Annotated in this window: 10 protein-coding genes and 1 tRNA gene; 7 read left to right on the top strand and 4 right to left on the bottom strand. The window is 59.3% G+C overall.

Translation table 11 applies throughout. From position 1 onward, the window contains the following. Positions 1 to 124 precede the first annotated feature (124 nt). Positions 125 to 1,540 (bottom strand): MATE family efflux transporter, encoded by a 1,416-nt coding sequence (locus tag H8K20_RS01355; RefSeq protein ID WP_105203377.1) that lies wholly within the window; start codon positions 1,538 to 1,540, stop codon positions 125 to 127. A gap of 280 nt (positions 1,541 to 1,820) precedes the next feature. Next, positions 1,821 to 1,896, bottom strand: a tRNA-Lys gene (locus H8K20_RS01350). Positions 1,897 to 2,226: 330 nt separating this feature from the next. Between H8K20_RS01350 and H8K20_RS01345 the strand changes: the two genes are divergently transcribed. Together H8K20_RS01345 and H8K20_RS01340 are read left to right on the top strand one after the other, a co-directional pair. Then, positions 2,227 to 2,919, top strand: coding sequence for a phosphoribosylanthranilate isomerase (locus H8K20_RS01345; RefSeq protein ID WP_186487251.1), 693 nt, complete (start codon positions 2,227 to 2,229; stop codon positions 2,917 to 2,919). Beyond that, positions 2,916 to 3,929 (top strand): PfkB family carbohydrate kinase, encoded by a 1,014-nt coding sequence (locus H8K20_RS01340; RefSeq protein WP_186487250.1) that lies wholly within the window; start codon positions 2,916 to 2,918, stop codon positions 3,927 to 3,929. Before H8K20_RS01345 ends, H8K20_RS01340 begins: the two co-directional genes overlap by 4 nt. Before the next feature lie 95 nt (positions 3,930 to 4,024). On the opposite strand, the gene thrS is transcribed toward H8K20_RS01340, so the two are convergent. After that, a complete protein-coding gene (thrS, locus tag H8K20_RS01335; protein ID WP_186487249.1) occupies positions 4,025 to 5,935 on the bottom strand; it encodes a threonine--tRNA ligase in 1,911 nt (636 codons plus the stop codon). Between the two features lie 532 nt (positions 5,936 to 6,467). Between thrS and rny the strand changes: the two genes are divergently transcribed. The 3 genes from rny to H8K20_RS01320 all read left to right on the top strand — a co-directional run bounded on the left by rny (position 6,468) and on the right by H8K20_RS01320 (position 9,214). Further along, positions 6,468 to 8,024 carry a ribonuclease Y gene (gene rny, locus H8K20_RS01330; RefSeq protein ID WP_154866009.1) on the top strand — a complete coding sequence of 519 codons (1,557 nt, stop codon included), beginning with the start codon at positions 6,468 to 6,470 and terminating at the stop codon, positions 8,022 to 8,024. A 72-nt stretch (positions 8,025 to 8,096) separates the two neighbouring features. Continuing rightward, entirely contained in the window at positions 8,097 to 8,861 is a 765-nt protein-coding gene (locus H8K20_RS01325) for a TIGR00282 family metallophosphoesterase (protein WP_105203372.1), read from the top strand. Between the two features lie 92 nt (positions 8,862 to 8,953). Beyond that, on the top strand, positions 8,954 to 9,214 hold the full coding sequence (locus H8K20_RS01320; RefSeq protein ID WP_105203371.1) for a stage V sporulation protein S: 261 nt from the start codon (positions 8,954 to 8,956) through the stop codon (positions 9,212 to 9,214). Positions 9,215 to 9,343: 129 nt separating this feature from the next. Here the strand turns inward: H8K20_RS01320 and H8K20_RS01315 are convergent, their stop codons facing one another. Beyond that, entirely contained in the window at positions 9,344 to 9,838 is a 495-nt protein-coding gene (locus H8K20_RS01315) for a YbhB/YbcL family Raf kinase inhibitor-like protein (protein ID WP_186487248.1), read from the bottom strand. Positions 9,839 to 10,155: 317 nt separating this feature from the next. Between H8K20_RS01315 and H8K20_RS01310 the strand changes: the two genes are divergently transcribed. Together H8K20_RS01310 and H8K20_RS01305 are read left to right on the top strand one after the other, a co-directional pair. Then, the gene (locus H8K20_RS01310) at positions 10,156 to 10,518 is read left to right on the top strand and encodes an Asp23/Gls24 family envelope stress response protein (protein ID WP_370738795.1); all 363 of its coding nucleotides are present in this window, start codon (positions 10,156 to 10,158) and stop codon (positions 10,516 to 10,518) included. 12 nt (positions 10,519 to 10,530) lie between these two features. Continuing rightward, positions 10,531 to 12,219 (top strand): DAK2 domain-containing protein, encoded by a 1,689-nt coding sequence (locus H8K20_RS01305; protein WP_186487247.1) that lies wholly within the window; start codon positions 10,531 to 10,533, stop codon positions 12,217 to 12,219. Positions 12,220 to 12,232: the final 13 nt, after the last annotated feature.

Here is a 12,232-nt window from a genome sequence, read left to right as displayed (position 1 = left end):
CGCGCAGCACTCATCCCGTACGCACTCTACATGAGAAAAAGAGAGATGGACTGCAGTCCATCTCTCTTTTTTATGCGGTCGATCGCCCCGCAGTGTGTCTGCAAAGCGGCGCGTACACAGCCGCCTACACCGTCTCCTGATGGGCAGACTGTTCCCGCTCGATAGTTTGGTCGGCCTTTTTGCGCCAGCCGCCGCGGCGGTACATGATAAAGGTCACCAGCGCACCCAAGACCCACGAGAAGAGCAGCGAGATCCAGATGCTGGTGTAGTGGCCCTGGGGCCGGGCAGCCGAGCGGGTGATGTAAGCCAGCCCATAAGCCACCGGCACCCGCACGATAACGGTGGTAAACATCGAGATCCACATCGGGGTCATGGTGTCTCCGGCGCCGCGCATCACACCAGACAGGCACTGGGTCACGGCCATGGCGATGTAGCCCACCGCCAGTATCTTCATCATATCGGCACTCAGCGCCACCAGCTCGGCGGTGTTGGTAAACACCCCCATCAGATTTCTGCCAAACAGCAAGATCAGTACAGTGATAGCCGTAGAAAAGCCCACCGCCATCAGCGTTCCCTGCTTGGTGCCGCTGTGTACCCGGTCCATCTTGCCGGCGCCCACATTCTGGCCGGTATAGGTGGTCATGGCAGTGCCAAACGAGAAGTTGGGCATCATGGCAAAACCATCTACACGCATGATGATGACGTTGGCGGCGATGACCATCTCGCCAAAACTGTTGGTGAGCGACTGCACCACGATCATGGCCATCGAGAAGATCGCCTGGGTAATGCCCGAGGGCAGCCCCAGCTTGACGATGGTCCCGGCAAACTCGCCCCGCAGCTTTAAATAGCGCGCCCGCATGTCAAACACGTCCTGCATACGCAGCAGCTTGAGCAGGCACATCAGCGCCGATACGCCCTGCGCGATAGCGGTAGCCAGGGCCACCCCGGCCACGCCCATATCGAGCCCCGCCACAAACCACAGGTCCAGCACGATGTTGAGCACCGTGGCCACCAGCAGATAGAGAAGTGCCGACATCGAGTCGCCCAGCCCCCGCAGCACACCGCAGAGGATGTTGTAAAAAGCCACTCCAGCCACACCCCACATCAGGATATTGAGGTATGAGGTGCACCAGTCGATGATGCTGGCCGGCGTGTCCAGCAGCTCTAGCAGCGGGCGGGCCACCAGCGGGCCGACCACCATGATGATCAGCGAGGCCAGCGCTGTCAGGGTGATACAGTTGCCCACCGTCTTCGAGAGCTTGTCCCGGTCGCGGGCACCAAAATACTGGCTGACCATGACCGTGGCGCCGGTGGAGATACCGATAAACAGCACCAGCAGCAGGTTGAGGATCGGTGAGGCGCTGCCCACGGCGGCCAGCGCATTGTCCCCCACATATTTGCCTACCACGATACTGTCGACAGTGTTGTACAGCTGCTGGGCGATGTTTCCCAGCAACATGGGCGCAGTGAAGACGGCGATCTTCTTCCACGGCGATCCCGTCGTCATGTCAGACGGGGCAAAGAGTTCTTTTAGCTTCATAAAACGTGTATTCCTCCTCTTCTCTGATAATCCATATCTGTACTACTATAGCAGAAATCGCACATGCCTGCAACAAATAGCCGCTGTCCCTGCCGGCAAAAATACGCGCTTTCCCGCCAGACTCTCGTGTACCCATCGCCGCTGCTCCGGGTCACGATCGCGCCCGTCTACCCTGCTTCTTAGCTGGGGATCGGCAGCAAACACAGCCGGCACACGGCGGCGCGCCGCATATCTATACATAAAAAACAAAGTCTACACGATTGCTCGCGTAGACTTTGTTTGGTGAACCACCGGGGACTCGAACCCCGGACCCTCTGATTAAAAGTCAGATGCTCTGCCAACTGAGCTAGTGATTCATATGCAGTTTTATGCGCTGTATGCCCGCCAAAGCGCTCCATTATAATAGCATTTTGTTCCGGTGATGTCAACACATTTTTGCAAAAATTTCTAAATGCCCACCTTCTCCGGCGGCGCGCCGGCCGCGTTGCCGCCCTGTATCCAGTATACCCAAAAAGCTGGTCCCTATACACCGGTACGCTTCCCGCTCTCAGCGCGCCGCGGCCATCTCCTTTTCGCACCGCCGCGCTGCCAAATAACAGCCGCTATTCTTGTGACAGTTGGCTCTAGAGCACACTGTGTGCACATGCTATAATGGCAGCAAACACCAATTTTGAGGAGGACGCACCATGATCGTACAAGTTTACGGCATTTTAGATCCCGACGAGGCGCTGGCAGTTATCGCGGCGGGGGCCGACTATATCGGCATCTGCCCACCCCAATACGCCGGGTACGACGATACCCTCACCGAGGTGGTCAGCGAAGAGACCACCTCCGCCATCCTGCAGGCCACTAAAGGGCTGTGCAAACGGGTGCTCATCGCCCTCAGCGACGACCCGCAGGTCACCTATAATATGGTAGAGCGCCACCACCCCGACGTCATCCACATCTCGGCACCCAATTTTGCCGCCACCCCAGAGGTGGTGGCCCACATCCGCGCGCTGGACCCCGCTATCAAGATCCTGCAGGCCATCGCTGTAGGCAGCGCCAAAGATATCGAGACGGCCAGGCACTACGCCGGCTTTGTCGATATGCTGATCCTCGACTCGGCCAACCCCGACGACGGTATGATCGGCGCCGCCGGGGTGGGGCACGACCGCGCGCTCGATCGCGCCATCGTCGAGGCGGTGGATATCCCGGTCATCGTGGCCGGCGGTCTGGGGCCCGACAATGTGGCGCAGGTCATCGCCGAGACCCATCCCTGGGGGGTGGACTCGCTGACCGGCACCAACAAGATCTTCCCTGACGGCAGCTTCGTCAAGGATATCGAGCTGGTGCGCGCCTTCTGCCAAAACGCCAAAGCTGCCGGGCAGAAGCTGTGAGCGCCCCCGGCTCTGTCCTCTGTCTGGGGGACTATCACGCCGATATTATCCTGCAGGCGGCCGCCGCCCCGGCGGTAGACGCCGCACTGCTGGCCGATATCGCTCAGGGCAGACCGGTCCCCAGCATCACCTACGCCAGTGGCGGGGTGGGCGGCAGCGTATGTGCCGCCATCGCCCGGCTGGGTGTACCGGCGCGCCCGCTGGGGGTAGTGGGGGACGACTTTCTGGGCCGCTATGCGCGGCAGGTACTGGCCCCGCTGGGTGTCGACACCACCTATCTGCACACCGATCCCCACCGCCGCACCATGATGGTGCTCTGTCACATTGCCGGCGACGGTGAGCGCAGCTTTTCTTACGGATTTCCCATGGAACAGGCCGCCGATGTGTTCTTTTATCCCCAGCACGCGCCAGATTCGGCGCTGGCCGGGGCGGCAGCGCTGTATGTCTCGGGCATCCAGCTCATCTTCTCCCCCGGCTGCGACACCGCCATCGAGCTCATGGAGCGCTGCCGGTCGCGGGGCATTCCAGTCGCTATGGACTTAAACCTGCGGCCCGACAATTTTGCCCTCGACGACGCGCTGCAAAAGCGCTACCGCCGAGCCATCGACCTGTGCGACATCGTGTTCGGCTCGGGCGAGGAAGAGCTGATGCCGCTGACCGGGGCCGCCACACCGCTGGCCGCCGCCCAGCAGCTGGCCGCGCGGGGAAAAGTGGCGGTGTGCAAACTGGGGGCGCAGGGGGCGCTGGCCTGCGGTCCCAACGGGGGGTATCGTCTCGCCGGCTATCCCGCTCAGGTAGCCGACACCGTGGGGGCCGGCGACACGTTCGTAGGTGCCTTTCTGGCCCGCTATGTACAGGATGGCGACCTGGCCGGCAGCCTGCAGTGGGGGTGCGCTGCCGGCAGCTATTCAGTGCGGTTCACCGGCGCCGGCCACAGCCCCGACCGATCGCAGATGAGCGCCCTGCTGGCTGAAAACAGCCATATCTTGCCGCAGACTCTGCCCCTCTGACTTTATTTTAGATACTAAAAAGGATAAAAAAGCGGGGGAGGACCAACTGGTCCTCCCCCGCTTTTTTATCTTTCAAACTGTGAGCCGGGCGCTCTCTACTCGTCCAGCGCCTTGTCGGCAATCTGCTGCTCGGCCATAGCGATAAAATCGGCTACCGGCATAGCGCCCAGGTCGCCGCCTTTGCGGCTGCGCACCGATACCGTGCCCGACTCTACCTCTTTTTCGCCCAGCACCAGCATATAGGGGATCTTCTCCATCTGGGCCTCGCGGATCTTGTAGCCCATCTTCTCGGAGCGGTAGTCCCCCTCCACCTTTAAGCCCGCCGCTGCCAGCTGGCTCTCCAGCGCTTTGGCCTGCTCGTGGAACTTGTCGCTGATGGGGATGATCTTCACCTGTACCGGAGCCAGCCACAGCGGGAAAGCGCCGGCAAAGTGCTCGATGAGAATGCCGATGAACCGCTCGATACTGCCGAACACCACCCGGTGGATCATCACCGGCCGGTGCTTCTGGCCGTCCTCACCGGTGTATTCTAGCTCAAAGCGCTCGGGCATCTGCATATCCAGCTGAATGGTGCCGCACTGCCATGTGCGGCCGATAGCGTCCACCAGGTGGAAGTCCAGTTTGGGGCCGTAGAAGGCGCCGTCTCCCTCGTTGATGCTGTAGTCGCGGCCCATCTCTTCGATGGCGCTCACCAGGCCCTGGGTCGCTACCTCCCAGTCCTTTTCATCGCCGATATGGTCCTCGGGCATGGTGGACAGCTCGATATTATAAGTAAAGCCAAACAGGTTATACACCTTATCGATCAGCTGCACCACGCCTTTGATCTCATCTTTGATCTGGTCGGGGGTCATAAAGATGTGGGCGTCGTCCTGGGTAAAGCAGCGCACCCGCATCAGGCCGTGCAGCGCGCCCGAGAGCTCGTGCCGGTGCACCAGGCCCAATTCGCCCACCCGCAGCGGCAGGTCGCGATAGGAGCGGGGCTGGGTCTTGTACACCAGCATGCCGCCGGGGCAGTTCATCGGTTTAATGGAGTAGTCCTGCTCGTCGATGACGGTGGTGTACATGTTGTCTTTATAGTGATCCCAGTGACCGCTGCGCTCCCACAGCGTACGGCTGAGGATCATCGGCGTGCTGATCTCTACATAGCCGGCCTCTTTGTGGATCTGGCGCCAGTAGTCGATCAGGGTATTTTTCAGTTCCATGCCTTTGGGCAGGAAAAATGGGAAGCCCGGTCCCTCCTCCATCAGGGCAAATAGTTTCAGCTCTTTTCCCAGCTTGCGGTGGTCGCGCTTTTTGGCCTCCTCGAGCATGGTCAGATGGGCCTCCAGCTCGCTGGCTTTGGGGAAAGCGGTGCCGTATACCCGGCAGAGCATGGCTTTATCCGAATCGCCGCGCCAGTAGGCGCCGGTAGAAGAGGTCAGCTTGATAGCCTTTACTTTCGAGGTGTCCATCAGGTGGGGGCCGGCGCACAGGTCGCAGAAGTCGCCCTGTTTAAAGAAGGAGATCTTCTCCCCCTTACCGGCGTGCTCGGCGATGAGCTCCAGCTTGTAGGGCTGGTCTTTCATCAGCTCTCTGGCCTCGTCCGGCGACAGCTCAAACCGCTCCAGCGGCAGCGCCGCCTTTACGATCTTTTTCATCTCGGCCTCGATCTTTTCCAGGTCCTCGGTGGTAAAGGGCTTCTCCAGGTCAAAATCGTAGTAAAAGCCGCCGTCGATAGCCGGGCCGATGGCAAACTTGGTATCGGGGTACAGGTGCTGCACCGCCTGGGCCAAAATGTGCGAGGCGGTGTGCCAAAACACCCGCTTGCCCGCGTCGTCGGCAAAGGTCAGCACCTCCAGTGCGCAGTCGTGCTCCAACGGCTGGCGCAGGTCGGCCACCGTGCCGTCGACCAGGCCCCCCACCGCATTGCGGTAAAGGCCCATCGATATCTGTTTGGCCACATCGGCCACGGTGCTGCCGGCCTCTACCTGCAGCACCGAGCCGTCTTTTAATCTCACATCGATCATCTTATAAGTCCTCCTGTCTCACAGTTTTTATGGATACCGGTCTGTTTTTTGTTGCAAAAAAGCGCTCCACCCCTCACTTTCCTCTACGAGAAACTAAGGGATGAAGCGCAACTGTTTCGTTTGGCTCCACGGTTCCACCCAAATTGCACACCGCCTATCTGCGGTATACCACTTGACTTGTGGGGGATAACGGTCCCTGGCCGGCAGGTATTGACTGCGCTCCGGGGGGGTACGCAAAGGGCCGGTCACCGCGCCGCTCTCAGCACAAAGGCAGCGCTCTCTGTACGGTGCCATAGCCGGTGCACATGTCCCCATCACCGCTTTGACACTGTCAGTGTAACACAGCCCCGGTCCGCTGTCAAATAGGTCTCGCCGCTCTCCCAACGCCTTTTTTCATTCTTTTGTGCGCTGCCTGCATTTTCCTTGACAGTCTGTATAGCTCTATTATAAAATAGTCATGTAGTCTGTTTTGTTTTATTCTACCAATAATACATAAAACGCACAAAATTTTAGGAAAAGGAGGGGTTTTTTTATGCCATTTACGCCGGTTATGATCGTGGTACTGGTGCTAATCGCGCTGGTCCTGATGGCAGTGGCTTTCGTGTTGGGCACCGTATACCGCAAAAAAGTGTCCGAGGCCAAGCTGGGCGACGCCGAGACCGAGGCGACCCGCATCGTCAACGAAGCCGTAAAAGAAGCCCAAGCAAAGAAAAAAGAGAGCCTGATCGAGGCGAAAGACGAGATCTACAAACTCAAGACCGAGGCCGACAAAGAGATCAAGGAGCGCCGCTCCGATATCTCGCGGCAGGAAAAACGGCTGATCCAAAAAGAGGAGTCACTGGACAAAAAGATCACCGGGGTCGAGCAGAAAGACGAGAAGCTCAACCAAAAGCTCAAGGCGGCCGACGACAAGTTAGAGGAGATCGAGCAGGTCAAAAAGAGCCAGTTCGAGATGCTCGAGAAGATCTCCGGTCTCACGGCGCAGCAGGCCAAAGACCAGCTGCTGCAAACGCTGGACGAGGAGCTCACCCACGAAAAGGCGGTGCACATCTCCAGCTACGCCACCTCTTTAAAAGAGGAAAAGGACGAGCTCACCCGCAACCTGCTGGCCACCACCATCGCCCGCTGCGCCGCCGATCACGCCTCTGAGGCCACGGTATCGGTAGTGCCGCTGCCGAGCGACGAGATGAAGGGCCGCATCATCGGCCGCGAGGGCCGCAATATCCGCGCGCTCGAAACGCTCACCGGGGTCGACCTCATCATCGATGACACCCCCGAGGCCATCACCCTATCCAGTTTTGACCCGGTGCGCCGCGAAGTGGCTCGGGTGGCGCTGGAGCGCCTGATACAGGACGGCCGCATCCATCCTTCCCGCATCGAGGAGATGGTGGAGAAAGCCAAGACCGATGTCGATAACATCATCAAGCAGGAGGGGCAGCGCGCCGTCATGGAGCTGGGCGTCCACGCCATCAACCCCGAACTGGTCAAACTCATCGGCCGGCTGCGCTACCGCACCAGCTACGGCCAAAACGTGCTCAACCACTCTATCGAGGTGGCGCAGCTGGCAGGCCTGCTGGCCGGCGAGCTGGGCGTGAACATCGATATGGCCAAACGGGCAGGCCTGTTGCACGATATCGGCAAGGCGCTGGACCATGAGGTCGAGGGCTCGCACATCAAGATTGGCGTAGATGTGGCCAAGCGCTACAAGGAAAACCAGCAGATCATCCACGCCATCGAGGCCCACCACGGCGATGTAGAGGCCAAGACTGTTCTGGCCTGTATCATCAAGGCTGCCGATGCCATCTCCGCCGCGCGCCCCGGCGCCCGCCGCGAGAATGTCGAGAACTACATCAAGCGCCTGCAGCGGCTGGAAGAGCTGGCCAATTCCTTCGATGGCGTAGAGAAATCCTTTGCCATCCAGGCCGGCCGCGAGATCCGCATCATGGTCAAGCCCGAGGTGGTCAAAGACGATCAGATGGTCATCCTGGCTCACGATATCGTCAAAAAGATCGAGGCCGAACTCGATTATCCCGGCCAGATCAAGGTCCACATGATCCGCGAGAGCCGCGCGATCGACTTTGCCAAATAAGGTACATACCGCGTGGGGGGAGGCAGACGGCCTCCCCCCACTTTTTACTCTCTCACATAAAGGAGCACCACAATGAAGATCCTGTTTATCGGCGACGTGGTGGGCCCCCAGGGCTGCCGCTTCCTGCAAAAAAAGCTGCCCCAGCTCAAGGCCCAGTACCGCCCCGACCTGACCATCTGCAACGGCGAGAACTCCGCTGCGGGAAATGGGCTCACCTTCGACAGCGCCGACTGGCTGCTGCGCTGCGGGGCCGACGTCATCACCACCGGCAACCACCTGTTTAAAAAGCCCGAGGCCCGCCAGGTGCTGGAGCGCTGCCCCCACGTGGTGCGCCCGCTCAACTACGACTGTGCCCCCGGCGATGGCTACTATCTGTTCGATTCCATCAAGGGCCGGGTGTGTGTCGTCAGCCTGATGGGCACCGTATTTCTCGATGCGCTGCCCTGTCCTTTTCGCACCATCGATGCCTTTTTGGCACACCCGCCGGTGGAGTACGACTGTCTGGTGCTCGACTTCCACGCCGAGGCCACCAGCGAAAAGCGAGCCATGGGCTTTTTCCTCGACGGCCGGGCGGCAGCGGTGCTCGGCACCCACACCCACGTCCAAACTGCCGACGCCCAACTGCTGCCCGGCGGCACCGCCTATATTACCGACGCCGGCATGACTGGCCCCATCGACTCGGTGCTGGGGGTCAAAAAAGAAGTCATTTTACAGCGCTTCTTGACCCATCTGCCCAACCGATTTGAAATTGCCGACGGCGACTGCTCTGTACAGGGAGTGTTTTTTGACACAGATGGCAAAAAGGCAAAAACCATCCACGCATTTTGTGAGAGTTAGCCTATCTTTAGATTTATTATTGAATTATTTTAAACACTATGTTACAATTTTCTCATGCAAGACCATAGATCGTCGCGCAGGAGGGAACCACCATGGAAGTGTTAAAAGTATCATCTAAATCCGCCCCCAATTCGGTGGCAGGTGCAATCGCAGCAGTGGTCAAAGAGCACGGTGCAGCAGAGCTCCAGGCAGTCGGCGCCGGGGCCATCAACCAGGCCCTCAAGGCAGTGGCGGTAGCGCGGGGCTACATGGCGCCGTCGGGCGTCAACCTGATCTGTGTGCCGGCCTTTACCACCATCGCCATCGACGGCGAGGAAAAAACGGGTATCAAGCTCATCGTCGAACCCCGCTAAAACAGTTCGCCACTCACCACTTACTAGTCACTACTCTTTTTTCCATCTCTTTAAAAAAGGCATAGAGGGCGGTACAGCTGTACCGCCCTCTATATCCGTTTGGACACACCTGTTACTGCCTAAAAGTACCTATGCGCCGTACAGGCCGGTGATCGCCGTCTGGGCCAGCAGGTGGCCCTCTATGGCAAAATACATCTCGTTATAGGTAAAACCGTTCTGCAGCGGTAGCAGGCAGTCCAGCGCAAATACGTGCAGCTGATAGCGGTGGTCGCCGTCAGGTGGGGCCATCCCGCCATAAAAGCTGGCCTGTCGGCGGTCTAAGCTCCCCAGCGGCCCGGCCCAGCTGTTGGCCCCCTGCAAAAAGTCATCCCGCTCCTGACTGGCATTTTCCGGCAGGCTCCCCTGCTGAATGTTGGCCGCCACCCAGTGGATCCACGAAAACCCGCAGACCGGGATGGCGTCCTTGTCCTCAAACAGCAGCGCAAACGACTTGGTCCCCTCCGGCACATCGTGCACGGCAAAGCCAAAGGAGCGGCACGGCATATCGCCGATAAAGTCCTCTCCCCGGCTGCCAAAGCGGTCTAAAAAGCGGCCTTTTTGTATCGCGTCGGTCGTGATATACATCGAGCTCCCCCCATCTCTACTGGCCACTGCAGCGCCGCGTGGCGCTGCCGGCGGTGTACTTTTCCTTCTAACTCCAGTATACCACCGCTGTAAAGCAGTGGCAGTTGCCGTACAGATATTTACAAAAGGGCTGCAAATCGGTATAATATGAAGATACACAAGGCCCGCTGGCGGTCGGCCGGCCGGTCTTTGTGCGGCGCGGCGGCGCCGTATAAAAACGGTGGCCGGGCGCGAATACCCGCAACTTTTACATATAATATCCCCAGCGGAGCGTACAATACAAAAAACTGGGTCTTTGCCATCTACAGAAAAAAGGAGTGATCAGGTTGCTAAAATTAGAGAACCATCTGGGCACCACCACCATCACCGGCGAGTATTTTGCCGGCCTGGTGGGCAACGTGGTGAGCGACTGTTACGGCGTTATCGGCATTGCCGCCTCTACCCCGGTCCAGGGCATCAAGCGCTTTTTGTCCGGCAAATCCACCCCCGATCAGGGCGTGCGCATCAAGACCATCGGCGATAAGCTGGTCATCGATATCCACATCGTGGTGCTCTACGGCATCAATGTGTCGGCTATCGTCAAGAGCATCATCAACAAAGTTCGGTACGCCGTGTCTCAGGCCGTGGGGATGCAGGTCGCAAAGATCAACGTGTATGTCGACGGTATGGCTGCCGAATAAAGGAGAGTTTTCATGATCACAGGAAAAATGCTGCGGGATAGCATCATCTCCGCATCCAATAATATCCAAAACCAGCGCCTGGCCGTCGATGAGCTCAACGTGTTCCCGGTGCCCGACGGCGATACCGGCACCAACATGTCTATGACCATCTCGGCCGGCGCCAAGGAGCTGTCGATGCTGCCCGACACCTGCACCGTGGCCCAGGCCTCAAAAACGGCGGCCTCGGCGCTGTTGCGCGGGGCGCGGGGCAATTCCGGCGTGATTTTGTCGCTGATTTTCCGCGGCTTTTCCAAGGGTCTCAAGGAGCACGAGACCGCCACCGCGGCCGATATCGTAAATGCCCTGCACGAAGGAGTCAGCGCTGCCTACAAGGCGGTCATGAAGCCCACCGAGGGCACCATCCTCACCGTGGCCCGGGTCAGCGCCGAGAAGGCCGATGACTTTTTACTCGAAAACGACGATACCACCGCCCTGTGGAACTATGTCTGCCAATGCGCCAAAGAGGCGGTAGCCAACACCCCCGAGCAGCTGCCGGTACTCAAAAAAGCTGGTGTGGTCGATGCCGGCGGGCAGGGCCTGCTCGTCATCTTCGAGGGCATGCGCAGCGTCATCTGTGACGGGGTGATGGTCGAGGGCGAGAACGCCCCGTCCGCCGCACCCGCTGCCGCGGCTCCCAAACAGGTGGCCGGCGAATTCGACATGAGCATGACCGAGCTCTACTGCACCGAGTTCATCATCAACAAAAAAGATCCCGGCGCCGACTCGCTCAAGCTGCGCGCCTTTTTAGAGGCCATGGGCAACAGCGTAGTGGTGGTCGATGATGAGGACATCATCAAGGTCCACGTGCATACCGGCAATCCCGGCGGCGCACTCACCGAGGCGGTCAAGTGGGGCTATCTCACCAACTTAAAGATCGAGAACATGCTCGAGCAGTACAAGGCCCGCCTGGCCGCCGGGCAAGAGCCCAGCGAGGACACTCCGCCCAGTTTCGAGAGCGGCGAGTCGGGGGAGGACTTCTCCTACAAGCCGGTAGATCCCGATATCCCCTACGGCTTTGTGGCAGTGGCTGCCGGTAGCGGCGTCAAGAGCCTGTTTGTCGACCTGGGCGTCAACGCCGTGGTCAGCGGCGGCCAGACCATGAACCCCTCCACCGAGGACATTCTCAAGGCCATCCACTCGGTGCCGGCCAAAACCGTGTTCGTGCTGCCCAACAACAAAAATATCATCATGTCCGCCGAGCAGACTCTCTCGCTGGCCGACCGCCGGGTAGTGGTGCTGCAGACCCGCACCATTCCCCAGGGCCTCTCGGCCATGCTCAGCTTTGACCCCGACGCCAGCGTCAAAGACAACTCGGTCAACATGACCAAGGCCATTGACCACGTGGGCACCGGCCAGATCACCTACGCCGCCCGCAACTCCGACTACGACGGTCACAAGATCAAAGAGGGGCAGATGCTGGCCATGGTCAACGGCAAACTCTCGTTTACCGATACCGACCTGCAAAAAACAGTGGTCAAACTGGTGCGCCAGCTCATCAAAAAAGATACCACCTTCGTCACGCTGATCACCGGGCTGGACGTGCCCACCGCCGAGAGCGAAGTCATCGAGGACGCGGTGCGCGCCAAGCTGCCCGAAGGTGTCGAGATGGCTGTGGTGTACGGCGGCCAGCCGGTCTACTACTACATCATCTCGGCCGAGTGATGCGCGTCGTCTG

Origin of the sequence: Neobittarella massiliensis (ex Bilen et al. 2018) (assembly GCF_014269355.1) — a bacterium.
Lineage (GTDB): Bacteria > Bacillota > Clostridia > Oscillospirales > Ruminococcaceae > Neobittarella > Neobittarella massiliensis.
Note: the sequence above shows the minus strand (reverse complement) of the source record. Positions and strands in the feature narration are given on the sequence as shown.